17 protein-coding genes are annotated in these 25,655 nt (G+C 71.2%); 13 read left to right on the top strand and 4 right to left on the bottom strand.

Annotated features, from left to right (window positions below):
* Window positions 1-78: 78 nt before the first annotated feature.
* Complete coding sequence (locus tag ABZ192_RS07750; RefSeq protein ID WP_356923625.1) at window positions 79-4,257, top strand: CHAT domain-containing protein; 4,179 nt, start codon at window positions 79-81, stop codon at window positions 4,255-4,257.
* Window positions 4,258-4,314: 57 nt separating this feature from the next.
* Entirely contained in the window at window positions 4,315-7,605 is a 3,291-nt protein-coding gene (locus ABZ192_RS07745) for a CHAT domain-containing protein (protein ID WP_356923624.1), read from the top strand.
* 166 nt (window positions 7,606-7,771) lie between these two features.
* Here the strand turns inward: ABZ192_RS07745 and ABZ192_RS07740 are convergent, their stop codons facing one another.
* Window positions 7,772-8,029 carry a hypothetical protein gene (locus ABZ192_RS07740; protein ID WP_356923623.1) on the bottom strand — a complete coding sequence of 86 codons (258 nt, stop codon included), beginning with the start codon at window positions 8,027-8,029 and terminating at the stop codon, window positions 7,772-7,774.
* Between the two features lie 446 nt (window positions 8,030-8,475).
* Between ABZ192_RS07740 and ABZ192_RS07735 the strand changes: the two genes are divergently transcribed.
* The 6 genes from ABZ192_RS07735 to ABZ192_RS07710 all read left to right on the top strand — a co-directional run bounded on the left by ABZ192_RS07735 (window position 8,476) and on the right by ABZ192_RS07710 (window position 17,089).
* Entirely contained in the window at window positions 8,476-10,650 is a 2,175-nt protein-coding gene (locus tag ABZ192_RS07735; protein WP_356923622.1) for a hypothetical protein, read from the top strand.
* Window positions 10,647-11,801, top strand: coding sequence for a hypothetical protein (locus ABZ192_RS07730; protein ID WP_356923621.1), 1,155 nt, complete (start codon window positions 10,647-10,649; stop codon window positions 11,799-11,801). The genes ABZ192_RS07735 and ABZ192_RS07730 overlap by 4 nt, the downstream gene beginning before the upstream one ends.
* Window positions 11,802-11,808: 7 nt before the next feature.
* Window positions 11,809-12,669 carry a hypothetical protein gene (locus tag ABZ192_RS07725; RefSeq protein ID WP_356923620.1) on the top strand — a complete coding sequence of 287 codons (861 nt, stop codon included), beginning with the start codon at window positions 11,809-11,811 and terminating at the stop codon, window positions 12,667-12,669.
* A 65-nt stretch (window positions 12,670-12,734) separates the two neighbouring features.
* Window positions 12,735-13,385 carry a hypothetical protein gene (locus tag ABZ192_RS07720; RefSeq protein ID WP_356923619.1) on the top strand — a complete coding sequence of 217 codons (651 nt, stop codon included), beginning with the start codon at window positions 12,735-12,737 and terminating at the stop codon, window positions 13,383-13,385.
* Between the two features lie 202 nt (window positions 13,386-13,587).
* On the top strand, window positions 13,588-13,902 hold the full coding sequence (locus ABZ192_RS07715; protein WP_356923618.1) for a hypothetical protein: 315 nt from the start codon (window positions 13,588-13,590) through the stop codon (window positions 13,900-13,902).
* Window positions 13,886-17,089, top strand: a complete 3,204-nt coding sequence (locus ABZ192_RS07710) for a CHAT domain-containing protein (protein ID WP_356923617.1) — start codon at window positions 13,886-13,888, stop codon at window positions 17,087-17,089. The genes ABZ192_RS07715 and ABZ192_RS07710 overlap by 17 nt, the downstream gene beginning before the upstream one ends.
* Before the next feature lie 106 nt (window positions 17,090-17,195).
* Here the strand turns inward: ABZ192_RS07710 and adh are convergent, their stop codons facing one another.
* Both adh and ABZ192_RS07700 read right to left on the bottom strand, forming a co-directional pair.
* On the bottom strand, window positions 17,196-18,713 hold the full coding sequence (adh, locus tag ABZ192_RS07705) for an aldehyde dehydrogenase (protein WP_356923616.1): 1,518 nt from the start codon (window positions 18,711-18,713) through the stop codon (window positions 17,196-17,198).
* 123 nt (window positions 18,714-18,836) lie between these two features.
* The gene (locus ABZ192_RS07700; protein WP_356923615.1) at window positions 18,837-20,069 is read right to left on the bottom strand and encodes a GAF domain-containing protein; all 1,233 of its coding nucleotides are present in this window, start codon (window positions 20,067-20,069) and stop codon (window positions 18,837-18,839) included.
* A gap of 302 nt (window positions 20,070-20,371) precedes the next feature.
* Between ABZ192_RS07700 and ABZ192_RS07695 the strand changes: the two genes are divergently transcribed.
* Window positions 20,372-20,674, top strand: coding sequence for a hypothetical protein (locus ABZ192_RS07695; protein ID WP_356923614.1), 303 nt, complete (start codon window positions 20,372-20,374; stop codon window positions 20,672-20,674).
* On the opposite strand, the gene ABZ192_RS07690 is transcribed toward ABZ192_RS07695, so the two are convergent.
* A complete protein-coding gene (locus tag ABZ192_RS07690) occupies window positions 20,640-21,128 on the bottom strand; it encodes a hypothetical protein (protein ID WP_307179799.1) in 489 nt (162 codons plus the stop codon). The two genes, ABZ192_RS07695 and ABZ192_RS07690, sit on opposite strands and share 35 nt — an antisense overlap.
* A gap of 711 nt (window positions 21,129-21,839) precedes the next feature.
* On the opposite strand from ABZ192_RS07690, the gene ABZ192_RS07685 reads away from it, so the two are divergent.
* The 4 genes from ABZ192_RS07685 to ABZ192_RS07670 form a co-directional block, all read left to right on the top strand.
* Entirely contained in the window at window positions 21,840-23,705 is a 1,866-nt protein-coding gene (locus ABZ192_RS07685; RefSeq protein WP_356923613.1) for a phage tail sheath subtilisin-like domain-containing protein, read from the top strand.
* Window positions 23,706-23,739: 34 nt separating this feature from the next.
* The gene (locus tag ABZ192_RS07680) at window positions 23,740-24,264 is read left to right on the top strand and encodes a phage tail protein (RefSeq protein WP_004003113.1); all 525 of its coding nucleotides are present in this window, start codon (window positions 23,740-23,742) and stop codon (window positions 24,262-24,264) included.
* Between the two features lie 128 nt (window positions 24,265-24,392).
* A complete protein-coding gene (locus ABZ192_RS07675) occupies window positions 24,393-25,127 on the top strand; it encodes a hypothetical protein (RefSeq protein WP_356923612.1) in 735 nt (244 codons plus the stop codon).
* Window positions 25,120-25,655: hypothetical protein (locus ABZ192_RS07670; RefSeq protein ID WP_356923611.1), on the top strand; the 536-nt coding region annotated here is incomplete at its 3' end. The genes ABZ192_RS07675 and ABZ192_RS07670, both read left to right, overlap by 8 nt.

Raw genomic sequence — 25,655 nt, 5'->3', positions numbered from 1 at the left:
CGTCGGGGCAGCCGCTCCGGTTCCCGTGCGTGGGTCCGAACAACGGAACGACGGTGATCGCCGACCCGGGGGAGGGGCATGGACACGAACACGGGGGAGCCGGACCTGCTCGCAGAGATGGCGGGCAGGCTGAACGGGCCCGCCGCACAGGACGGACACGGGCGCGGCGCCGCCCTCGCCTGGTTCTCCTCCGCCAGAGCGGCGCTGTCGGAGCGACTGGAGTCGTCGGTCGGCGCGGGAGACGACGAGCGGACCGTCGCACTGGTCCAGCACCTGGTGCACTTCCTGATCGCCGTACAGGACTGGGCTGGCCTGGAGACGACCAGTCGGCTCGGCATCGAGGGCGCCGCGCGTCTCGGAGCCGACTGGGTGCGTATGGACCTGCTCCAGAGCCTGGGGATCGCGCTCCAGCGTCGGGGCCGGGACGTCGACGCCGAGCGGCTGTTCCAGGAGGTCGCCGACCTCGCCGCCGACCTGGATGACCAGGCGGTCCGCGCCTCTGCCCTGGCCCACCTCGGGCAACTTCACCACCGGCGTGGTGACCTGGCCCAGGCCGCGGCCCTGCTGCAGCAGGCGGCGCTGGCCTACCGCACCGCCCGCCATCCGCGCGGCGAGGCGCGGACGTCGGGCGATCTGGCTCCGCTGCTGCAGGCGCTCGGCGATCCGGACCAGGCGGCCGACTACTCGGCCCGGGCCCGGCGCCTCTTCCACGACATGGGCGACCGGCTGAACGAGGCACGGTCCCTTCGGCTCGTCGCAGCGGCCCAGGCCGAGGCGGGGGCGGACGAGGAGGCACTGCGCACCCTGCAGGTCGCTGTGGAGATGTTCGACACCGAAGGCGCCGCCTCCGACGCGGCAGAGGCGCTGGGCACCGCCGCACGCCTGCACCGGCGGCGCGGAGACACGCCCGCCGCCCGGGCCGCCGCACGCGGAGCCCTGGACAGGGCGCGCACCACCGGTGTGCCCGCCCCCGACCTGGAGGAATTCAACGCCGTTCTGGAGGCGGAAGAAGCGCTGGCCGTTCTGCTCACCGCCGAGACGAAGGAGGAACGGGACGCGGCCGTCGCCGGTCATCCCGCGCTGCTCGGCGGACTGGCGTTGCAGATGCTCGTCAACCGGCGGGACGCGGTCGGTTCGGCTCCGGACGCGACGGGCGGGCGGACAGGAGAAGGCGGACTGGACGCGGCACTGGATCACCTCTCGGCACTCCCCGACGGCGCTCTGGCCGAGTGGTACCGGATCGACTGGGCGGAACTGTGCAGAGTTGCCGGGGACGACGCCGACCGGCTGCCGCCCGAACTGTCCGAACTGCTGCGGCGCAGGCTGCTCACGGACCGCCTCGATCGGCGCTGCGCCCTGCTCGCCGAGGCGCTCGCCCTCGTCCCCGCCGACCACCATCCGGGAGCGCACGGTCTCCTCCTCGCCGAACTTGCCCAGCTCTACGCCTCGGGCGCCGGCGGTGACCCCGAGAGCCACGATCACTCGATCCGGCTCGCCGAGGAGGCGACGCGCCTGCTGAACCGGCCGGAGAGCCGGGACAAGTGGGCGGCGGTCCAGGCCTTCCTGGGATCGGCCTGGCGTTCCCGCCCCCACGGGAACAAGGCCGAGAACGTCGCCCGGGCACAGCGTGCCCTCCGTGCCGCCCTCACCTGCTTCCGCCGGTCCACCAGCCCTGAGGAGTGGGCGGCAGCCATCGCCAACCTGGCGAACTGCTACTGGGAATGCCCGGACGACCGGACCCGCAACCTGCGCAGGGCGCTGCACCGCCACATAGCGGCCCTGACCGTGTTCAACCGGGAGGACTTCCCGGACCGTTGGGCGATCGCGCAGAGCAACATCGGCCTCGTCCTGTCCGAACCGGCGCTCGCCGCGGACCCCGACGCCCTGGAACTCGGCCGACGCCACCTCCAACGGGCAGTGGAGGCGCCTGAACTTCGCGGTGCCGCCCGCGCCCACGCGCTGGTGAACCTGAGCCGCTGCTACCGGATGCGGCTCCAGGGCGACCACGATGCCAACCAGAGCACGGCCCTGCACCACGCACAGCAGGCTTTCGCGCTCTACGAGGAGTTGCGGCTCCCGCTCGACATGGCGAACGCCGCGACTGCCATCGCCGACGCCCTGGCCAACACCGCCGTCCGGAGCGGCACAGCCGCCCTCGACGAGGCGGTGACCTGGTACCGGCGCGGCCTCGAACTGGCCCCCGCGGACGAGGATCCCCTCATGCACGCCGCCATCGCGGACAACCTGGCCAACACCCTCGTCCAGCGCCCCGAGGTCACAGCCGAGGAACTCGGCACCGCGATCCGGCTGCACACAACGGCGCTGGAGACGTACGAAGCACAAGGCGACCGCCACGAAGCGGCACGCGCCCGTTACAACCTGGCCGCCACCCTGCGCCGCGGGGACCGCCCCGACTACGAACGTGCCATCCAACTGCTGGAAAGCAGCCTCGAGACACGCACGCCGGACACGGTGCCCGTGGAGTGGGCCGAGTCCGCCACCGAGTTGGCCAGGGCCTGGCTGACGTCCCTCAGCCCTGAGGACAGGGTTGACCGGGTCACCAAGGCGGTGCGGCTCCTCGGCGAGGTCGTGTCGGTCGTGCCGTCGGCGACCGCGCCCGCCCATGCCCGTCGCGCCTGGGGTCTGCTGGGCGACGCACACGCCGAGGCCGGGACCTGGTCCGCGGCAGCCGACGCCTACGAGCAGGCCCTCGAAGCGGCCGAGAACCTCTACCGGATCACCGTGCTGCCGGGCGGCAAGGAGGCAGAACTCGTCCAGACCGCTGACCTTCCCAGGGAGGCGGCCCACGCCCTGGTTCGTGCCGGCCGCCCCGAGCGCGCGGTGGCCGTCCTGGAGCAGAGCCGGGCCCGGGACCTGGGCGACAGACTGCAGCGTGACCGCGTCGGACTGGACGCCTTGAGCCGGGAACACGCCGACGCCGTAGCGGACTTCCGCGCAGCTGTGCAGCGCGTGCGGACGGTGGAGGCCCGCTGGCACGCCGGCCCGGGCACGGCGGAGTCCGGCACCCCGCGACGCCTGCGCGCCGCGATGACGGACGCACAGGCGCAGCTCACCGCGGCCACCGAAGCCATTCGGGCCCTGCCCGGCTTCCACGACTTCCTGCGGTCGGCACCGATGGCGGCCGTGCGCCGGGCCGCGGCCGACGGACCACCGCTGGTCTACCTCGTCACGTCACGGCACGGCAGCGTGGCCCTCCTCGTCCAGGGGACGACGGAGGCGTCCGGAATCCGTATCGACGTTGTACAGGCGCCGTTGTCCGAACCGGAGTTGCTCGTTGCGCTCGCCGCCCACCCGTCGCTGGGGGAGGACGAGGATCTCCTGCAGCTGCTCGACCTGCTGGGCACCCGGCTGATGGCTCCTCTCGCGAAGCGGCTGCGCTCCCTGGACGTCAGCCGTGCCGTCCTGGTGACCACCGGCGTTCTCGGTGTCCTGCCCGTCCACGCCGCCCGCATTTCGGTGGAGGGAACGACGCGCTGCCTGTTCGACGACGTCGCCGTGTCGTACACGCCTTCCGCACGCGTACTCATCGCCGCCCGGGCCACGAGCACGGAGCCTCCGCACGGCGGGACCAGGCTGCTGGGAGTTGCCGAGCCCCATCCGTGCGACCCGCCACTTCCCTGGGCCGGATCCGAACTCGACGCGGTGCGCGGGCTGTTCACCGATCCCGGTGAGGCCTTGACGGGGGCCGACGCCACAAAGGACAACCTGCTTCGGGCGCTGCCGACGGCGACCCATCTGCACTTCGCCGGGCACGGCTACTACGACGCGACCGACCCGGTCGCGTCCTGTCTGGAACTCGCCGACGGCGACCGCCTCACTCTTCGTGAACTCCTGGACGGCCAAGCCCTCGCCGGCACCCGGCTCGTCGTGGCCTCCGCCTGCCGGACGGCGGTGACCGACATGGCGCGACTGCCCGACGAGGGCATCGGTCTGCCGGCCGGGCTGGTGCAGTCCGGAGCAGCCGGCGTCGTCGGAAGTCTGTGGGAGGTCAACGACCGCTCCACGGCGTTGCTGATCGCCAGGTTCTACGCCTTCCACCTGCTCGGCGCGCCGGAACAGGACGAGCTGCCGATGCCACCCGCGGTGGCACTGGGCCGGGCCCAGGCCTGGCTGCGCGACGCCGACACAGCCGAACTCAACAGGTTCGCCGCGTCCGTCGGCCTGCGCCGGACGCGCGCCACGTACAGCGAACGGCCGTCTCATTGGGCGGCTTTCGTCCTGGTCGGCGAGGGCTGAACCACCGGCCCCCGTAGGGGACCGGGGACAGGACATCGCACAGAGGGGTGGGACGCGTTGACACGGGACGAGCTGAGCGCGGCGGTGGCGGAACGGCTCCGCAGGGTGGCCGAAGCACGGGATCTCGCCCCCGTCCTGGAGCCGGGCGCACGGGACGAGGCACTCCGGCTGGCCGGCCTGCTGGACGCGCACAGTGACGAGGACGAGGATCGCATCGCCGACGAATCAGAGGAGGGCGGCGAGGGCGGCGGCGACGCAGACAGGAAGGCCGCACTCACCGCCCGTTGCCGCCTCGGTTGGCTCCATTGGTACCGCTACCGTGCCATCGCCGACGACCGACCCGCGGAGGAACGGGAACTCGACGCTGCTGCAGACATGTTCACCCCCTGCCTGCTCGCCGGCGTGACCCCTCTCCCCGACCCGCTCCGCCCCCTGCTGATCCACCGGGCGGTCGTGGAGGCCACGGTCCTGCTGGAACAGACCCTCCGCTCCGTCGACCCGGGCCTTCCCGATCGAGCCGTCCGCCGGTGGCGCCGCATCCTCGACGTGGCCCCGGGCGACCATCCCGACCGGGACGTCATGCTGACCAACCTGGCGACCTCCCACCTGCAGCGCTTCGACACCCGGGCAGACCTCACAGACCTGGACGCCGCAGTCGACGCCGCGTGGGAGGCGACCCGTCTCACCCCGGCCGACCATCCCGCGCTGGCCCGCCGTCATTCCAACCTCGGACAGGCGCTCCGTAAACGGTATGAGCACGGTGGTCGGCCGGCAGATCTGGAAGACGCGATCCAGGCCGCTGAAGAGGCCGTGGCCCGCACTCCTGAAGGGCACCCCGACCACCCCGCCGTGCTCACCAACCTCGGCATCGCCCAGGCTGTCCGGTTCGCCAGGGACGGTATGTCCGGCGACCTCGACGAGGCGGTCCGCACGGCCCGAGCGGCCGTGGACCGTGTCCCCGCCGACCACCCCGACCGGGCCACCATGCTCAACGGCCTCGCCGTGGCGCTCCGCCGACGAACCGGGCGCGGTGCATCGGACGCCCGGGAAAGCGACATGCAGGACGCAGTCGACGCCGCGCGAGAGGCGGTTCACCTCACCCCGGCGGACCACCCGGAACGCGCCGGCTTCCTGTCCAACCTCGGCCTCGTGCTGCGGACACGGTACGAGCTCTTCCAGGAAGCGAACCGGGAAGGAGCACGCGAGGAGACCGGAGACGGGGACGGAGATCGCCGGGAACGCGGCGCGCAGTACATCGACGAGTCGATCGACGCGAGCCGGGAATCCCTGTCCCGCACACCCTCCGATCACGCCGAGCGGGCCGCCCGGTTGTCCAATCTCGGTCTGGCCCTGCGCAAGCGGTTCGAGGGGCGGGGCGATGTCACCGACCTGGACGAGGCCATCGAGAAAGGCCGGGAGGCCGCCGGCCTACTGCCCCCGGACCACCCCGACAGGGCCGGTGTCTCCTCCAATCTCGGACTCGCGCTCCGTCTGCGCCATCTGAGGACGCGGCAGGACGGCGGATTCGGGGACAGCGCCGCGGACGGCGGGGAACCGGCGACGGGCCCGTCGAAGACGGCCGGCACAACGGCGGACGACGATCTCCGTGAAGCCGTCTCGGTCTTCACCGATGCCGCCCGGACGGAGACAGCCGCGCCCTCGCTGCGCGTCTACGCCGCTCGCAGCGCAGCCGACCTGACCGTGTCCGTTGATCCCGGGCGCGCCGCCGATCTGTTGGAACTCGCCGTCCGGCTGCTTCCTCAGGTGGCTCCCGGGCAGCAGGAGCGAGGCGATCAGCAGTACGAACTCGGCCGAACCGCCGGGCTGGCGGGCGAGGCAGCCTCCCTCGCCCTGGCCGGCCCGTCCGGGGAGGAAGGCGGAGAACGGGCCGTGCAGGCGCTGCGGTTGCTGGAGTCCGGGCGGGCCGTCCTTCTCAGCCAGGCCCTGGACGTGCGGGGCGACCTGACCGAACTCCGTGAGCGGCATGCGGATCTGGCGGAGCGGTTCACCCGGCTGCGGGCCCTGCTGGAGGGGCAGTCCGGTACCCCGGCCGACCGCCGCCGCTGGGCGGCCGGCCTCACCGATCTCCTCGCCGGTATCCGTGAGCTGGACGGCTTCGCCTCGTTCGCCCGTCCTCCCGCCCTCTCCGACCTCCTCGACGAGGCCCGGGAGGGTGCGGTCGTCACCTTCGCCGTCAGCCGCTACCGCAGCGACGCCCTGCTCCTCCACGGCACGGACGTCACAGCCCTCCCGCTGCCCCGGCTCACCTGGGACGACCTGCTGGAGCAGATCCGCGTCTTCCACCGGTCCCTGGCGGTCGCCGGGGGCGCGGAGGCGTCCCGGCAGCAGCTCCAGGAGGCTCAGAAGACGCTTCGAGGTGTCCTGGAATGGCTCTGGGACCATGCGACCGGGCCGGTCCTGGAAGCGCTGGGCCACACCGCTGAACCAGCGCCCGGCAGGCCGTGGCCCCGGGTGTGGTGGGCGACCGGCGGAGTGCTGGGACTGCTGCCGGTGCACGCGGCCGGTCACCACGGCGATCCGCCAGGCGGGCCCTCGGGCCAGGGACGGCGCACGGTCATGGACCGTGTGGTCTCCTCCCACACGCCCACCATCCGGGCGCTGAGCCATGCCCGGCGCCGGCGGGAGACGCAGCGTGCAACGGCCTCGGCGACGGCTGTCGGGGCGGCCGGGGCGGGAACGGTCGTCGAGGAAGACCGGTCGCTGATCGTCGCCATGCCCGTCACACCCGGCGCACCCCCGCTGCACAAGGTTCGCCAGGAGGTCGAGAAGATCAGCAGCCATCTGCCGCGACCGGTCGTTCTCTCCCCGGACGCGACGGGGAACGGAAACGGGGACGGAGACCGTCTCCCGACCCGGGACAATGTGCTGGCACAACTGCCCGACTGCACCGTGGCGCACTTCTCCTGCCACGGTGAGGCCCGCGCCGACGACCCGTCCAGCAGCCGGCTGTTCCTGCTGGATCACGAGACGGCCCCGTTCACCGTCGCCGGACTCGCACCCGTACGCCTCGATCGGGCTCAGCTGGCCTATCTGTCGGCGTGCCGGACCGCTTTCGGTGGCTCTCTGCAGCTCGCCGACGAGGCGATCCACCTGGTGTCCGCGTTCCAGCTGGCCGGATTCCCGCATGTCGTCGGCACCCAGTGGGAGATCAGCGACGCCAGGGCGGTGCAGATCGCGGACCGCTTCTATACGCAGATACGGAACGAAGAAGGAGTCTTCGACAGCGACCGGGCCCCGTTCGCCCTGCACCGGGCAGTGCGCAAGCTGCGCGACCGGATGCCGCAGGCCCCGTTTCTGTGGGCAGCCTTTGTGCACGCCGGGGCCTGACCGGGCGCGAAGCAGTGACGCCGTCCGCCTTTGTCGGACGACGAGTACGTGGAGACGGCTCTGAAGCCATTGCTCGTGGAGCTGTACGTGGCGGTGAGGGACCGCGAGTCCAGGTCGGTGGACGAACTCGAGGCGGTTGCCGCACCGCTGCGTTCCATGCCGCCGGTCACTGCGGCGTTGGCGGTTCGAGCCCTCGCCGTACCGGGAGTTCGAGCACGCCCAGGCCATCTAAGTGAGCGGGCATCTCGCCCTCGGCCTGCGGCTCGACCACGACGCGTTGGCCAGTCGCCGGCGGCAGGCTCTGCGGCTGTTGGCCGAATCTACTGTCCCCGTCTCCGAGGAACAGGACTTCGTCACGCATGAAGGCGTTGTTGTAGTCGACGTCCGGATCACCGCACGGGGATTCGTCGTCGAGGCGAGCCACCGCCGGCGACGCCCATGGGTACCAGAGCGCCACCGGTTACGCCGAGCAGGGTCGCTACGTCAGGCTTGGTGTGAGGGCTCGTTTGTTTGACTGATGAAAAGCGCTTTGGGTAAAGGAGCTGCTCGGTTGAGTCGCTTTTGGCGCTTCTGGAGATCACTTTTAGAGTGTTGTGAAGTAATGATCGGCCAGGAAGAAAAAAAGCGCTGAAATCACGATCAGATGCCCGGCTTCTTGGGTAGTTTGGCCATTCGAATCGAACTCCCGGGGTACGTCACGTTCGTGGGGGACAGGCGCGCCTGACGGCGGTTCCGGGGGGCAAGAGTGGGGCACCAGGGGGTTGTTGAGTGAGTGACAACGGGGGGCGCCTTGATGCGGTGCTGCGCAGGCGGCGTGAACATCTTCCGGCCGTCGACGCCCAGTTGGACCGATGGCGGCACATCCTGAGGGTGACCGAGGAATTGGGCGACGCGGTCGCCGGTATCCGGGCGACCGAGCCGGGCAGCACGGCTGCCGGCCTCCTCGCATCGCTCGATCCCGCGGGGATGGCCAAGGCGGCAGCGGAGTGCCTGGACACCCTGAGCACCGTACGCAGCAGGGTCAACCGGGAGACGGTCAACCTCGGCGTGAGCGGCCGGGCCAGAAACGGGAAGAGCACCTTGCTCCAGTCCCTGTCGGGACTGGACGACCGGCAGATACCCAGCGGCCGGGGACAGCCCGTCACGGCTGTCCGCAGCAAGATCTACCACTCCCTCACGGACCGTGGAGCGCGTCTGACGATGCACACGGAACGGTCGTTCCTGGACGAGGTGATCGCTCCCTACCATGCAGAACTGGGCCTCGGCCCGGCGCCGAGGGATCTGTCGGCCTTCGCCCGTCACCCCTATCCGCGAGTGATCGACGATGAAGCCGCGGAGGGTTCGGCCCGGCCCACGCTGGGGCCGATGCTGGCACGCCTGCGTGAGGCCCAGCAGGCGCTGCCGTCGTACCGCGCCTACCTCACCGGCGAGATCCGCACCGTGGATCTGGCGGACATCCGCGACTGGGTCGCCTATCCGGAGGCCGACGCGGAGCCCGATCGGCGGCCCTATCTGGCGGTTCGCGACGCGACCATCACGTGCGCCTTCCCGATCGAGGACGTCACCGCGCTGGGGCTGGTCGATCTGCCGGGACTCGGCGAGCTCACCCCCGACGCCGAGGAACACCACCTGGCCGGCCTGCGCAACGACATCGACTTCGCCATCGTGGTCAAACGCCCCACGGACACCAACGCCATGTGGGCCAAGGAGGACGCCGACGCACTGCAACTGATCGGCCGGGCCTGCGCGGTGGCCGACGTACGGGACTTTACGCTGGTTCTGGTCAACACCGGCGCCTGCCTTCCGGAGAACGTCAAGGCTCTCCACGACGATCTCCGTGACCGCCTCAACGCCGCCGCCGGGGACCGCGGTTACTGGGTGATCCTGGCGGACGGAGCCGATGGGGACGCCGTCCGGGAACAGGTGCTGCATCCCGTCCTCGACCACCTCGCGACGGCACTGCCGCGTATGGACGAAGTGGTCATCGAGGACGCCATCGCCGTCTGCCGTGACCGCGGGGAGCGGATCGGGTCCGACCTGGCCGAGTTGTCGAAGACGCTCCGCACGCTCGCCGTTCCCACCCTGACGGAGCAGATGATCGCCCGCGCCGAAGCGCTCCGTGCTCAGGTCGCGGCGTCGCTGCAGGTCTGGGTGGAAGGGCTGCGCGGGCGCGCCGACAAGGACTACGAGGACGAGGAGTTCTTCGAGCGGGTCGCCGAGGTGCACGCCGAGGTCCGCGAGTGGATACTCGGCGGCTTCGGCGAGGGCCCGGAGGCATGGCAGGAACGGGCACTGAGCCGCTTCCGGGTCGACCGGGCATCCCTGCCCTTCGCGTCCGCCGAGCTGAACCGGGTACGTGTGGAGATGGCCCGCCGGTTCTCCGCGGTCGACGATCTGCTGCTCCAGCGCCGCGACGAGTACTGGGCCGGCCTGGTGGCCGGGCTGGGCACCCGGATGGTGCGCCTGACCGACGGTCACGGACCACGCCCTCAGGACCTGATGGCCGCCATGGCAGAGGCTCTTCGGGATGCGCCCGATCCCTGTCCGTCGCTGGCCGAGACGCTGGACTTCGCGCTCGACGTCCGCCTCGACTACCGCACACGGGTGCTGCCCCGCCTGCGCCGCGCCCTGGACGTGCTGTTCCCCGAGGAGGACGACCCCCGCGACGGCAACGCGGCCACCACCCTTCTCGCGGTGCCGCGAACGGCCGAGGGAGCCGCCGAACTGTTCGCCCGCGTCAGCCAGTTGGCCCGCCAGGCCGCGTACGACGCCCAGGCGGTCCTGGCACAGGAGCCGGGCACGACGGCTCAGGTGCTCTTCGCCTACGGCGAGCAGTTCGAGGACGCCTTCGTGCGCTCCGACTCCTCCGAAGCCGAGTTCCGGCGCCTCGCGGCCGCCTTCCATGACCGGTTGTGGCCGGACGAGGGAACCGGGCCGCAGGCCGTGATGGAGGGGCTGCGCAAGGTGCACCGGCTGGCCGCCGAGCTGCGGACCTTGATCGCCGACGACCGTCCGCGCATCGCGACAGAGAGGACTGGGCGATGACGCCGTCTTTCAAGGCGTCGATGGTGGGTCCGAGCAGGGTCGGCAAGACCACCCTGATCACCGCCATCCTCGCTGAGACCGAAACCATGCTGTCCGGCTCGGAGATCAGCCTCATCCTGGACGAGCAGACCGAGATGAAGGTGCGCAGGAACCGCAAGGACCTGCGACGGGCCATCGAGGCACGCGAGTTCGACGCCGCCTCTCTCGGCGGGAGCCAGGACATACAGCTCTACGAGGTGGGGCTCAGGGCCGCGGGCGACAGCCTGCCCGGCATCCCGTTCAGCATCCTCGACTACCCCGGGACATGGCTGGATCCCGCGGAGCGCAGCAGCAGGCCCAAGGCGAAGGAGAGCTGGCCGGACTGCGAGGCCCACATCACCGAGAGCCTCATGCTCCTGGTACCGGTGGAGGCGGCCGTGCTGATGGAGGCGGTCACCCCCGCCCAGCGCCGTGCGGTGGCCGATCTGCTCGGCTTCGAGGACGTCGAGGCGATGGCCCGCAAGTGGGCCCGGGCACGCAACCTCCCCGCTCACCGCGACGAACCGGCCGTGCTGGTGATCGCCCCGCTGAAGTGCGAGAAGTACTTCGACGACAACGGCGGAAAGGGCCGTGACGCGGCACGGCTGAGGCAATTGGTGCGGGAGAAGTACCGGCCGATGCTCGACATCGTGCAGGAGGAGTCCAAGCACCGCACGATCCGGGTGATCTACGCCCCCGTCGACACCTATGGCTGCGTGGACCTGATGGAAGGCCAGTGGATCGAAAAGACCGGCGCCGAGGGAGAGGCCACTTTGGATTTCCAGGGCCACTACCGCTTCCGTGAGATTCCGCCCAAGGTGAAGGTGAAGGCCGCGGGCACCGTGATTCAGGAACTGTGCCGGTGTGTGATCTCCGGCCAGGATCGCGCGGAACGGCAGCGGGCGGTCCTCGCCCGCTCCACGTACGACACGGCCCTGGCACGCAAGGCCGAGAGGAAGGGCTTCTGGGGAGCGGTCGACTTCTACCTCTCCGGTGAGGCCCGGGCCAACAGGATGACCCGGCTCGACAGTCGGCGGACCTTGACGCAGGCCGAACTGCACAGGGAACAGCTGGCCGGGGCACTGCGCAGGATCGCCGCGACCCCGGCCGATCCCCGAGTGGAAGTGTGGTGAGCCGGGGATGCACGCCTACGTGATGACGCGGGGCACGCTGCGGAGGATGGACTACGGCTTCCTCGGCCAGTCGCCGCCCGACCGGTGGTGGGAGACCATCGGCAGCTGGCTCTTCCTGGATGCCGAGGAGCTCGTCGTGAGCCGCCGGGACCGGCGGACGACAGGGCTGCTGTTGAGCGGGATCCCGTCGCAGCGGCGGGATGTGATCGGAACCCGGATCCGCTACACCGTCGTCGTGGACGAGGTGCACGACGATCCGGGACTCGCCACCTGGCTGGTCCGGTGCGGTCTCGAGGACGAGGCACGGGAGCGACTGGGCCGAGCCCTCGACGAAGGCTTCGACGCGGACTATGTCGACGCCTGGCTCGCGGGTACCGGGAGCGCGGACAGTCCGTCCTACGACGGCTCCCCGCAGGAGGTCGAGCGCCGTCTGCTCGCCGCGGTGCGTGCAGGGGCCTCCGCGGCACCGGACGACACAGCCGGAGGCAAAGACCGGCGCGGTTCCTGGGCGGGCGGAATCCAGGACCCAGGAGCGCGAGAGGCGTTCCGTATCCGGGCACAGCGCCTGCTCCAGGACTCCCGGCCCGGCATCGCCTTCACCACCCATGCCCTCGGAACCACCGAGGGCGCATGGCGGATGGCCCGGGCGCTGTCCCTGGAAGTGGCCGTCCTGCTGGACGACAGCGACATGGGACGAGTGGTGAGCCTCTCGCAAGGCTCCGCCGCCGCGACGGCGGTGAGCGGGGGAAAAGCACCAATCCCGGTGGGCCGCCGGGACGCCAGCAGGTACCGCACGCCGCAGCTCCTCATCCTGGCCGTCACACTGGCACTGGCGATGGCATGGGCCATCTGGCGGCTGACGGGCTGAGCCCGAACACCGGCCGGCGGCGATCGCTCGCTCCGGTACGAGACGAATTCACCCTTGACCACGGGGTGGGGCCGCTCCATCGGCGCCATCACTACGTCTGCGACCTGGTGGTCCTGGCACCCCTGGTGACAGGCACCGTGACCAAGTCGGGCAAGAGCGGGTCCGCCCAGGTGCAGGGCATCTTCACACAGCGGGAACGAACGGCCTCGGCCTTCGGTGGGTCCGCGGTCAAAGGCCGGCTGACTCTCACTTACACACAGTCGGGCGGAGAGCTCGTGGCGGACTTCGACACCGACCACTGGGGATCGATGCCCAAGATCGTCGACTCACTCATGGAGACGTTCAGCCCTTACCAGTCGAAAGACCTGCTGCGCCACCTCGCACGGATCATCGTCGACGCCGCCGGGGACCTGGCGGACACCCGGACCATCTGCGACGGCCTCGCCGAACGCCACACCCCACAGGACCGGTTGCGACATGCCGAAGAACTGTGGAACCAGTCCCGGCTGCTCCTGCTGCTCGGCGACGTGGGCGAGGCGGCGGCCTGTGCCGAGCGAGGCGCCGAGAGCGCCCGGCGTTCCGGCCTCGAGCCCGGCCCCGAGATGGCGTCGTCGGGCGCGGCACTGGCCTTCGCCCTGGAAAGAAGCGGGTGTGCGCAAGCTGCTCAGCAGGTCGTGGACGCGGGGGGCCGGGGGTCTACGACGGACAGCTACTGACCGCTCATCACGGCGAGGGCGCCCAAACCGGACCGGCTCACGAGCGCACACATCGCTGCTCCCCGCCCTCCACGACGCCCTGAGCATGGCCATGATGATGCGGTATCCGGGCGACGTCGCCGGGGACGACCATCCCCACGGCGCGCGACGGGTGAGGCGGGAGCGGAGGGGACACGAGTGGATGGGACAAGAGAGGGAGCCCATGGACTTCCACGATCTGCAGGTCATGCTGACGACCTTGGTGCGTCTTCCCACGGTGGACGACCAGGCCGAATACGTACGCACACATCCGGCCGTGCGGAATCCCGCCCGCAACCCGGTGCTCAGCGGGATGTACGCCCACGCCCGAAAGCAAGGGGACGACCGGCTCGGGGCGAGCGTGGAGCAGGTGATGAAGCTGCTCGACCTCGCCGACCAGTTCGGTCTCGACCTCGCCGCGTCACTCGTCAAGGCGGGCCCAGGACGAGGGATGATCATCGACGACACGGCCATACCTCTCGATGACGACGACTCCTGATCCCCGGCATCTCGCCGTGTTGGCCTCGTTCGTCCAACAATTTCGATCCCAAGCCGCCGGCGTCGCCCGACCGGACGACGAGGTCCGGGAGGCGGCGAGAACCCTGGCGGCGGCGCATCCGCTTCCGCCGGACGTCGCCCAACTGCTGGGCTGGTATCACTGGGCCCGCTACCGCGCAGCGCCTGCGGACCCGGCGGGCAACGCGGACCTGGACTCCGCCTTGAGCTGCTTCGAGGCTGCCGGAGAGGCCGTGCTGTCCGACGGCGGGCTGCCCGCACTCGTACGGGACCACCTTCTCGCGTCCCGCAGGCGCCTCCCCAGCACGCAACCGCCGCTCGAGGTGCGCGTCCAGGCGATCGACCACCTCCTGCACGGCGCGGCTGCACGAGGAGACGCCGGCATGGCCCGGCAGGCACTGCGCCTGGCGCAACAGTGCCTGGACGGCCTCGGCGAGACCCACCCGGGCCGGGCCGAAATCCTCATCCGTGTCTCGCTCGCCTGTGCCTGGATGTTCAGGGCCGGCGGGGGCAGGGAAGCCGTGGACCAAGCCGTGGCGGAAGCGAGGAACGCGGTCAGTTCCGCACCCGAGGACGGCCTTCTCCGACGCAAGGCCTCCCTTGCTCTGGCGTCGGCCCTGGAGCAGCGCTTCGACGAGTTCAGGTCCATGGGTGACCTCAGCGAGGCCATCGCGATCTGTCGCGTCCACGCGCCATCGCCTGAAGGGGACCCTGTCGGCCGAAGCCACCGGAGCCTGCTCGCCGAGTGCCTCCGACTCAGGTACGAGGCCATTGCCGACGAGCGCGACGCCCGCGAGGCCAAGGAACAGCTGGAACACCTGCTGGCCACGGACGGCTCCGACGGGGCCTCGTACGCTGCGTACCGGTCGTCCCTGGCGGCGCTCCACCTGGCCCAGTACGAACGGACCGGCACAGCGGAACATCTAGACGAGTCGACAGTGCACTCCCGCAGAGCCCTCGCTGCCGCCGAGCCGGCGCAGCCCGAACGCGCCGAGATGCTCGAACGGCTTTCCCTCGCGCTGCAAGCCCGCTTCGAGCGGACCGGCGACCCGGGGACCCTCGACGAGGCGATCGACGTGGGCGAGAAGGCCGTGCGGCTGTCGCACCCGGGCGAGCGGCGCCACACGCGGTACCTCTACGGGCTGCTGATGGCCTTGCGCATACGCCACGATCTGGCGGGGGATCCACGCGATCTGGACAGGGCCATCGCCCTCGGAAGGACCGCACGGGAGCTCGGGTCGGCAGGCAACCAGACGGCTCTGCTCGCGCACCAACTGGGCATCGCCCTTCGGCGCCGGCACGAACACCGCCACGACGGCGACGATCTCGACGAGGCACTCCGGCTCGCGCGACTCGCCTGCGATCAGACCCAGGGCATCCCGAGGGAACAGGCCGCGGCACTGAACAGCCTCGCCCACGGTCTTCGCGTGCGCGAGCCCGACACTGCGGCACACACCTATGAGCGTGCGCTGGAACTGCTCGGGCCCGCGGATCCGGCACGGGCCGCCGCCCTGGTGGGCCTGGGCGAGGTACGGGAACGGACCGGACGCGACGGGCGCCCGGCCTTCCGTCAGGCCGCGAACATCACCGCGGCGACGACGTCCGTGCGGCTCAGGGCCGCCCGGCACTGGCGGGACACCTCGATCGCACACCGCGACTGGCCGGACGCCCTCGACGCCGCCGCCACGGCCGTGGAACTCCTTCCGCGGCTGGCAGGGATCGAGTTGTTGCGCAAGGACCAGGAGGAGCAGCTCGCCGCCCAGTCCGGACTCGCGTCCACCGCCGCCGCAGTGGCCCTGCAGGCCGGTGACGTCGGTGCGGCCGCCGTGATGCTGGAGCAGGGCCGTGGCGTTCTGCTGTCCAGGGCGCTGGACGCACGTACCGATCTCACCGCGCTGCGGGAACGGGACGAGGCGCTGGCTGCCGAGTTCGCGACACTGTGCCGCGCACTGGACACGGGAGGCCGGGAGCATTGGTCCGGCACGGGTACCGATCTCGCCGACCACCGTCACCATCTCGCGGGGGCATGGGATCAGATTCTGGAACGGATCCGGGAAGTCCCCGGATTCAGGAACTTCCTCAAACCTCTGTCTCTGGAAGAGATCACGGCCGCCGCTGTCCACGGACCGATCGCCATGGTGAATGTGCATCACATCCGATCCGACGCGCTCGTCGTCAAGCCGGAAGGCATCAGGCATGTTTCCCTGCCACGGCTGACACCCGAATCGGTGAGGCAGTGGGTCACAGCACTCCTCACGTCCGATGACGAGGACCGGGAACAACGGCTCCTCGACATGCTGGGCTGGCTGTGGGACACGGTGGCGGGCCCTGTGCTCGAGGCCGCCGACATCGTTGCAGCCGCCATCCCGGAGGGTTCGGCGACCGGCCCGGTCAGCAGGCTCTGGTGGTGCCCGACCGGACTGCTCTCACTGCTGCCCCTGCACGCCGCCGGGTACCACCGCACGCGGTCCGACGCCGTGCCCCTGACGGTGATGGACAGGACGGTCTCCTCGTACACGCCGACCATCAGGGCACTCCTGCACGCACGCCGACCTGCCGAACAGGGACAACCGAGCTGGGCGGGCCGTGTGTTCGCCGTGGTCATGCCCCGCACCCCCGCCGAGGCGAACATCCCCGGCGCCCGGCGCGAAGCCCGTCTGCTGACGGAGAGGTTCGGGACGCGAGCGGAGATTCGCGAAGGAGCGGAGAATCTCCATGTCGCGGTGCTGAGCGCGTTGCCGCGCTTTCCCTGGGCACACTTCAGCTGCCATGGCGTCAGTGATGCACAGAACCCCTCCAGGAGCCGACTCCTCTTGTACGACCATGCCGAGCGCCCCTTCACGGTGACGGATGTGGCGCGCCTTCGGCTCGGGCACGCGGAACTGGCGTTCCTCTCCGCCTGTTCCACCGCGCGCACCGGAACGGCCCTGGCGGACGAGGCCATCCAACTCGTATCGGCCTTTCAGCTGGCCGGCTACCGGCACGCCATCGGCACGCTCTGGGAGATCGGGGACGGGGCGGCGGTCCGTATCGCGACGGACGTCTACACTGCGCTGGAACCCGATGCGCGCAACGCCGCGCTCGCCCTCCACAAGGCGCTCCTGCGACGCCGCGCGAACGCCGAGAACACCCCGTCCCTCTGGGCCGCCCATCTGCACAGTGGTGCGTGAGGGCATGATCCGGCGAACACCATCCATGTCGCGGTCCTCAGCGACAACGGCGGGCACTTCGCCGACGCCGAGTTCACCAGTGCCTCCAGGCAACCCCACTCAAGCTCTAGAAGAAGCCGAGCTTCTGAGGGCTGTAAGAACAAAGAAGGTTCTTGGTCTGCTGGTAGTGGTCGAGCATCATCTTGTGCGTCTCGCGCCCGATGCCCGACTTCTTGTAGCCGCCGAACGCCGCGTGCGCCGGGTACGCGTGGTAGCAGTTGGTCCACACCCGGCCCGCCTTGATCTCGCGCCCCAGGCGGTAGGCGGTGTTGCCGTCGCGGGTCCAGACGCCCGCGCCGAGGCCGTACAGCGTGTCGTTGGCGATCTTCAGGGCCTCGTCGACGGAGTCGTACGTCGTCACCGAGACCACCGGGCCGAAGATCTCCTCCTGGAAGATCCGCATGTCGTTGGTGCCGCGGAAGATCGTCGGCTCGATGTAGTAGCCGCCTTCAAGGCCCGGGACCGCACGGGGGGTGCCGCCCGTGACCAGTTCGGCGCCTTCCTTCCTGCCGATGTCGAGGTAGGAGAGGATCTTCTCGTACTGGTCGTTGCTCGCCTGCGCGCCGATCATGGTGTCCGGGTCCAGCGGGTCGCCGCCCCGAATGGCCCGGGTGCGCTCGACGCAGCGGGCCATGAAGTCGTCGTAGATCGACGAGGGGATCAGGGCCCGGGACGGGCAGGTGCAGACCTCGCCCTGGTTCAGGGCGAACATCACGAAGCCCTCGACCGCCTTGTCCAGGAAGTCGTCGTCGGCGGCCATCACGTCGGGCAGGAAGATGTTCGGGCTCTTGCCGCCCAGTTCGAGCGTGACGGGGATGATGTTCTCGCTCGCGTACTGCATGATGAGGCGGCCGGTCGTCGTCTCGCCGGTGAACGCCACCTTGGCCACACGCGGGCTGGAGGCCAGGGGCTTGCCCGCCTCCACACCGAAGCCGTTGACCACGTTGACCACGCCCGGCGGGAGCAGGTCGGCGATCAGCTCCATGACGTAGAGGAGGCTGACCGGGGTCTGCTCTGCCGGTTTGATGACGACGCAGTTGCCGGCGGCCAGCGCGGGGGCCAGTTTCCACGTGGCCATGAGGATCGGGAAGTTCCACGGGATGATCTGGCCGACCACGCCCAGCGGCTCGTGGAAGTGGTACGCGACGGTGTCGGCGTCGATCTCCGCGATGCTGCCCTCCTGCGCGCGGACGACGCCGGCGAAGTACCGGAAGTGGTCCACGGCCAGCGGGATGTCGGCGGCCAGCGTCTCGCGGACCGGCTTGCCGTTCTCCCAGGCCTCGGCGACCGCGATCTTCTCCAGGTTCTCCTCGATGCGGTCCGCGATCCTGTTGAGCACGCGCGCCCGTTCGGCGGTGGAGGTGCGGCCCCACTGGTCGGCCGCCCGGTGCGCGGCGTCCAGGGCCAGGTCGACGTCGGCCGCGGAGGAGCGGGCCACCTCGCAGAAGACCTTGCCGGTCACGGGGGTCGGGTTCTCGAAGTAGCGACCCTCCACGGGGGCGACCCAGTCGCCGCCGATGAAGTTGTCGTAGCGGCGGGCGAAGGTGACGATGCTGCCGTCCGTTCCGGGCTGCGCGTACACCATGGCGGCTCTCCTCGGTGAGATGACGGGCGGGTGACGGTTCACGCCGTCGTGACGACCTCACTGTGCTCGCGGGAGGTTGGCGCAAGGTTGGCGCCGTGACGTGCCGTACGCCGCGCCGTGCCGTCAGTCGCGCCGGGCCGCGGTCAGGCGGCCCCGCGCGATCGCGCGGCGGGTGTCGTCCCGGCCGAGCAGACGCAGCGCGTGTTCGTGGATCTCCGCGTCGTACGGGGCCCGTCCGCCGTAGCGCAGGGCGTGTTCCGGGCGGGTGCTCGCCAGGACGGCCTCGCGTACGGCCACTTCGAGGCGGGTGCGCCACTCCTCGATGCCGGGGGCTTCGGAGCGGGGGAGCAGCGGGCCGCCGTAGAGGCGCAGGGCGGTATCGGTGTCGCCCTGCTCCAAGGCGCGCAGGACGTCGGCGGCGTCGCAGGAGACCGGGGTCGTCAGGGCGTAGCGGCGGGGCGAGACACCGCCGCCGAGGGCGCGGCGCAGGTGGGAGATCTCCGCCTTGAAGGTGGACGCGGTGACCGGCCGGTCGCCGTACAGGGCGGCGCGCAGCCGCTCGGGGGAGAAGCCGTCGGGTTCGAGCGCGAGCAGGGTGAGGATCTCCACCTGGCGCGGGCGCAGGGGGAGCGGGCGTCCCTCCCGCGCGGCCGGCACGGCTTGCTCCGTGCCGAGGCAGGTGAGCCGCAGCTGTCCTGGACGCGGCTGTTCCGTGGTGAGGCGGGCCTCGATGGTGGACACCAGCGTGCGTACGGTGGACATGGCCAGGGGGTGCGAGCGGTCCCAGGTGGTCGACAGGTCCAGTACGCCGAGGACGCGCCCGTCCGGGTCGTGGACCGGGGCGCAGTAGCAGACCCAGCCGTGCAGGGCCGACACCAGGTGCTCGGCCGAGAAGACGGAGCTGGGACGGCCGGTGCGCAGGGCGAGGGACAGGGCGTTGGTGCCCATGGCCTGCTCGTCCCACCGGCCGCCCGGCGCGAAGTTGACGCGCTCGGCCCGGCGGCGCATGGCCGGGCCGCCGCAGGTCCACAGGATGGTGCCGGACTCGTCGGTGACCGCCGTGACGAACCCGGCGTCCTCGGCGATGCTGCGCAGTTCCCCGGCCAGGCCCGAGACGGGCCGGTACAGCGGTGAGGACGTCCAGCGCTGGTGGACGGGGCCGCCGTCGGTGACCGGGGCGCTGTCCCGCCCGGGGTCCACGCTGCTCAGGGAACGCGCCCAGGACTCGGTCACCTCGTGGCGCAGCGCCGCGCTGCCGCCCGGCCGTGCGCCCGCGACGCTCAGCCGCGGCACCCAGCGGGACCACTCGTGCTCCAGCACGGCTCTTTGCTGCCGGAGGTCAGGGCGCTGTGACATGGCCTCTCCCTGCCGTCGTACGTCGTACCGGGAGGACCCGGTTCCAGGCACGGTGCCGGCCCGGTCCGCGGTCTGAGGTCAGTGTTACCGGATGCGGAGGGGCGGGGTCGAGGAGAGTGGCGGAATGCGTGGAACCGACAGAGAGCGCAGGGCCCGGGAACGACCCCGCCCTGAACGGGCGACCGCCTGACTGGATGTTTGTCCGATGCTCGCATGCCGCCGTACGGGTGACGGGTTCACTCGACCCGACGGACGGGGCCCGGCCCGCGTACCACCGGTGCGCCGCGTCGCGTTGCCCGGGCATGGACAGTACTGAGACGGCGCGGCGTCCTGCCGGGAACGACGCCGCTCCCCGGTCGTTCGCCGAACTCACCAGCGGATACAGGGGGCATCCGCCCATCTACGCGGCGCTCGTCGCCGAATGGCAGGCCAGGGGCCACGCCGTCCCGGAGCATCGTGACGGCCAGTGGGTCTCCTTCGCGGCGCCGTCCGCGAGCGAGACGTGGGCCGCCGTCACCACATGGGCCGTCGGCCGGCACCCGGGGACGGCCGCCCTCGACGGCGCGCGCCTCACCAGCAGTCGGCCACCGCGTGCTCCGCGCTGACCGGTGCCAGTACGGCGAGGGTCTCGGTGGCCTCCCGCAGGGCCGATTCCAGCCTGCCGGGCGCGTGCAGGCTGCCCGTGCCGTCCGGCGGGACGAGCCATTCCAGGCGACCGGCGGGCCGGTACGGCGGCGGCACGGCGACCCAGGAGCCCCGGCCGACGTGCCGGACTCCGGAACCGACCCACTCGCTGACGGGGTCGGGCGGCAGGAAGAAGCCCACCCTGCGTGCCGCGCTGTCCACCAGGGTGGGGCCGGGCACCTTCAAGGGGTCGCGCCACAGATAGTCCAGGGCGAGCAGGCCGAGCCGGTCGGGGACGCTGAGCACGTCCCAGTACCGCCCCGCCTCCACGAGCACGGTCCCCGTGCCGTAGTCCCACTCCCGCTTGCACTCCTGGGGGTCCCTGGCGGCCGCGGCGAGCCACTCGACGGCTTGCTTCCACATCACGCTCTGCATGGCCACCCCAGGCACAGTCGGCCGACGCCCCCGACGGGCGCCCGCTGGACACGGGCCGGTGACCCGCGGAGCCTCGGGCTCCGCGTGCCGGTCCGGCACGGGCCATGCTCGTAGATATTTCTACGCGCTGGAAGGGGTGGCGCGGTCTGGCGTTTCGGTCGGGCATGTCCCGGTCGAAAGGGGGCACCCGCAGGTGGATCCCGTAAGGCATCGATCAACTCCGTGCGCGTCCATGCCGCCCCGCTGAAACCGGCCATCGAGAGATGGACGACTGGAGGAGGAGCCGGGGAGCGCGCCGGGCGGACGAGACGCCGGTGCCGGAAATGCGGGGTCTCCTAGGCATGCTCTCCGCCCGGCGATCACCGCCACTGTGCGGGAGGTGTGGACCAGTCCACGAGGGCGCGCGGGCGTGATGTGCGGATCGCGGAATTTTGCCTTCACAGAACCTCCCACTGTGCTGGCCAGAACGCGCCTTGTTCGGTCAACTCCGAACGCATCAAGGTGGGTTGAGCACTTGAGCATCAGGAGTCACAAGCGCGCTGCTTGACCCGTGCGACCGAACCGCACGGGTACTGACGGGGGAACTGATGAGGTGCGCGCGTGTCCACCGCCGACGGGCGGGGACCGAGTCCTCGCGCATGGCCGGCACGTCTCTCCCTCACCTCTCTTGGTGCCTTCATCCGGTGCCCGAGACAGGGATTAGGAGGGGGAATGCCGATGAGTGCAGTGAGCGCCGCCAAGCCGACGTATCCCGGCGTCTACGTCGAAGAGCTTCCCAGCAGCACCCGCACCATCTCGACCCTGACCACTTCGGTGACCGCCTTCGTGGGCCACACCCGCCGCGGCCCGCTGAACGAGCCGGTCCGCGTCACCAGCTTCACCGAGTTCGAGCGCCGCTTCGGGGGACTGAGCGCCCAGAGCGCCGTCGGCTACGCCGTTCACCAGTTCTTCGGCAACGGCGGCACCGTCGCCGTGATCGTCCGCGTCGCCAAGGCCGGCAGCGGCAAGGCCGCCTGCGTCACGCTGGAGTCCACCGAGGGCCACAGCGAGTGCGACGTCCTCGCGGTGCACGCCAAGGAACCCGGCGTGTGGGGCAACGGTCTGCGCGTCGCCGTCGACTACGACACGCCCCGCCCCGACGAGACCTTCAACCTGCGCGTCCACGACGCCAAGGGCGAGGCCCGCGAGAGCTACACCGGCCTGTCCACCGACCCGTCCCACGGCCGTTACGTGCAGACCGTCGTCAACGCCGCCTCCCGGCTGATCCGCGTCGAGGTCGTCGGCGAGGGCCGGCCCGACCCGTCCGGCACCGTCTCCAAGCCCTTCGGACACGAACTGCCCGACCTCGCCGTGGACCTCACCGTCAAGATCGGTGACGTCGAGCGGGAGTTCACGCTCTACGACCCCGACTGCGACGGCGAGGCCCCGCACTCCGTCACCGAGCTGGCGCTGCTGCTGGAGCGCAAGCTGCGCGCCCTGCCCGACGCGCCCGGCAAGCACGCCTTCGCGGGCGCCGAGGTCACCGCCTTCGGCCGGCGCGTCCAGGTCGTCGCGGGCTCCACCGACCCCGAGGACGTCGTCCGCTTCCTCGGCGAGTGCGCCAACGACCTGGGCCTGGAGGCCTCGGTCAACCCGCCCGTCTTCCCGCTGGAGGGCGGCGAGGACGGCGAGGCGCCCGGACCGCGCGACCTCATCGGCTCCGAGGCCGACAAGTCCGGCATCCAGGCGCTGCGCGGCGTCGCCGACGTCAACCTCCTCGTGCTGCCCGAACTCGCCGCCTACGAGAAGACCGAGGACGCCGTCACCGTCGTCTCGGCCGCCCAGCGGCTGTGCCAGGAACGGCGCATCTTCCTGCTGGTCGACGCGCCGGGCACCTGGGTCACCGTCGACACCGCCCGGGCCGGGCTCGCCGCCTTCGAGGCCGTACGCGGCAACCACGCCGGCCTGTACTTCCCGCACCTCCAGCTCACCGACCCCCTCACCGGCCGGCTGCGCTCCTTCCCGCCGTCCGGCGCCGTCGCCGGAGTCATCGCCCGTACGGACTCCGAACGCGGCGTGTGGAAGGCCCCGGCCGGCACCGAGGCCCGGCTCGCCGGCGTGCACTCCCTCACGGTCAACCTCACCGACCGCGAGACCGGCCTGCTCAACCCGCTCGGCGTCAACTGCCTGCGCACCTTCCCGGTGACCGGCCCGGTGGTCTGGGGAGCGCGCACGCTGGAGGGCTCCGACGCCCTCGACAGCGAGTGGAAGTACGTGCCGGTGCGGCGGCTCGCCCTGCACGTCGAGGAGAGCCTCCAGCGGGGCCTGCAGTGGGTGGTGTTCGAGCCCAACGACGAGAACCTGTGGCAGCAGATCCGGCTCGCCGCCTCCTCGTACCTGCACACCCTCTTCCGCCAGGGCGCCTTCAAGGGCGGCACGCCCCGCGACGCCTACTTCGTCAAGTGCGACAGCGACACCACGACCACCGAGGACATCGAGAACGGCATCGTCAACGTCCTGGTCGGCATCGCGCCGGTCCGCCCGGCCGAGTTCGTGGTCGTCAAGATCCAGCAGACGTCCGGGCAGTTCGCGCTCTGAGGAACGCTCCTAGGAACCCTTGAGGACATTTTCGATGGCAGAGTTCACGGTCAACGCCCATCGTTTCGACCCGTACAAGAACTTCAAGTTCCTGGTCCTGTGGGACGGTCGGACGGTCGCGGGTATCAGCAAGATCAGTCCGCTGAAGCGGACGACGGAGGTCGTCAAGCACCGCCACGGCGGTGACCCGTCCTCCCCGCGCAAGTCGCCGGGCCGCTCCGAGTTCGAGGGCATCACCCTGGAGCGCGGCGTCACGCACGACCCCGAGTTCGACCGCTGGGCCAACAAGGTCTGGCAGGTCGGCGCGGGCCTCGGCTCCGAGGTGTCCCTCGCGGACTTCCGCAAGGACATCGTGATCCAGGTCCTCAATGAGGCCGGCCAGGTCGCCGTCTCGCACAAGCTGTACCGGACCTGGCCGAGTGAGTACCAGGTCCTCGGCGAACTGGACGCCAACGCCAACGCGGTGGCCATCCAGTCGCTGAAGCTCGAGTGCGAGGGCTGGGAGCGGGACTACGAGGTGCCCGAGCCGGAGGAGCCCTCCTTCCTGAACCCGGCGTAGCGCTCCGCTGGGGAGCGCCGCCGGTGGGGTTGTTGTTCGTCCGCGGGTGCGTCGTGGCTTGTCGCGCAGTTCCCCGCGCCCCTTCGGGCACGTACTGAAGCTGCTGAGACACAGGCACTGGGGGAGGCATGGCCATCACACAGGCGGCCGAGTTCCTGGCCACCTGGGAGACCGGTCTTGACCGGGCCCCGGCCGGGCGGGCCCTGCTGCTGCACGGGGCCGCCCGGCCGGACCTGGGCGGCGACCGGGAGGCACTGCTGTCACTGCCGGTGGGGCAGCGCGAGGCGGACCTGTTCGCCCTGCGCCGGGCCCTGTTCGGCGAGCGCATGCAGGTGCGCCTGGAGTGCGCGGCGTGCGGCGCGGACATGGAGTTCGAGCTGGACGCCGGGGAGTTCGCCCGCACCCTGGCCGACCGGGGCGATCCGCTGGTGCGGGTCGCCGAGGACGGCTGGGAGGTCGAGTTCCGGGTGCCCGCCGTCGCCGACCTGACGGCGGCGGCCCGGGACACCGACCCACGCCGGGCCCTGCTGTCCCGGTGCGTGGTCACCGCCGTACGCGACGGGCAGCCCGTGTCCGCGGACACCTTGCCCGTCGCCGTACAGCGCCGGATCGCCGAGGCGGCCCGGGCCGCGGACCCGGGCGGCGACGTCACGCTCAACGTCGCCTGCCCCGAGTGCGGGGAGGCCACCCGGGCCGAGCTGGACATCGCCTCCTACCTGTGGACCGAACTGGACGCCTGGGCCCGGGACCTCCTGCTCGACGTCCATCTGCTCGCCACCGCCTACGGCTGGAGCGAGCCGGAGATCCTGGCGCTCAGCCCGCTGCGGCGCCGCTACTACCTGGAGCTGTGTGCGGATGTCTGAGTCCACTGGGGACGATCGCCCGGAGCCCGACTTCCTCGACCGGCTGCTCGCCCGGCACGCGGCACCCGCCGCGCGGCGCCCCGGCGTGGTGCGCGTACGGCCCCGGCTGGCCGGACCGTTCGAACGGGTCGAGGCGGTACGCAACGGTGCGCCCGACCCGGACGGCACCGAGCCGCTGTGGCCCGTCGCCGCCCCGGCCGCCGCCGCCCGGCCGGACCTGGCACGCCCGGCGGCCCGCGAGGTCGTCCGCACCGAGCGGGAGCGGACGGTCGTACGGACCGAGCAGGCCCCCGCACCGGCCGAGACCGGGATGAGTCCCGCCCGGCCGGTCGAGCCCGAGGGACCGCTGCTGCGCCCCGTCACACCGGCGGGCCCCACGCCGCGGCCGGTCCCCGACACCGCGCGCCGCGCGGCGGGCCGGGGCCGTACCGAGCGGGCGGCCCCCACGAACGCGGCGTCCGTGCCACCCCCCCCTGGCGCGGACGCCGCTCCCCCCGCCGCCGTGTCCGCCGCGCTGCTCCCCAGCGC

Origin of the sequence: Streptomyces sp. NPDC006235 (assembly GCF_040613735.1) — a bacterium.
Taxonomy (GTDB): domain Bacteria; phylum Actinomycetota; class Actinomycetes; order Streptomycetales; family Streptomycetaceae; genus Streptomyces.
The sequence above is the reverse complement of the archived record's forward strand: the minus strand, read 5'-3'. Positions and strand labels throughout refer to the sequence as shown.

Bases quoted from the DNA above. Each gene is read 5' to 3' on its own strand.
- ABZ192_RS07750 (WP_356923625.1), top strand. From the start codon at position 79: ATGGACACGAACACGGGGGAGCCGGACCTGCTCGCAGAGATGGCGGGC.
- ABZ192_RS07730 (WP_356923621.1), top strand. From the start codon at position 10,647: ATGACGCCGTCTTTCAAGGCGTCGATGGTGGGTCCGAGCAGGGTCGGC.
- ABZ192_RS07725 (WP_356923620.1), top strand. From the start codon at position 11,809: ATGCACGCCTACGTGATGACGCGGGGCACGCTGCGGAGGATGGACTAC.
- ABZ192_RS07715 (WP_356923618.1), top strand. From the start codon at position 13,588: ATGGACTTCCACGATCTGCAGGTCATGCTGACGACCTTGGTGCGTCTT.
- ABZ192_RS07710 (WP_356923617.1), top strand. From the start codon at position 13,886: ATGACGACGACTCCTGATCCCCGGCATCTCGCCGTGTTGGCCTCGTTC.
- adh (WP_356923616.1), bottom strand. From the start codon at position 18,713: ATGGTGTACGCGCAGCCCGGAACGGACGGCAGCATCGTCACCTTCGCC.
- ABZ192_RS07700 (WP_356923615.1), bottom strand. From the start codon at position 20,069: ATGTCACAGCGCCCTGACCTCCGGCAGCAAAGAGCCGTGCTGGAGCAC.
- ABZ192_RS07695 (WP_356923614.1), top strand. From the start codon at position 20,372: ATGGACAGTACTGAGACGGCGCGGCGTCCTGCCGGGAACGACGCCGCT.
- ABZ192_RS07690 (WP_307179799.1), bottom strand. From the start codon at position 21,128: ATGCAGAGCGTGATGTGGAAGCAAGCCGTCGAGTGGCTCGCCGCGGCC.
- ABZ192_RS07685 (WP_356923613.1), top strand. From the start codon at position 21,840: ATGCCGATGAGTGCAGTGAGCGCCGCCAAGCCGACGTATCCCGGCGTC.
- ABZ192_RS07680 (WP_004003113.1), top strand. From the start codon at position 23,740: ATGGCAGAGTTCACGGTCAACGCCCATCGTTTCGACCCGTACAAGAAC.
- ABZ192_RS07675 (WP_356923612.1), top strand. From the start codon at position 24,393: ATGGCCATCACACAGGCGGCCGAGTTCCTGGCCACCTGGGAGACCGGT.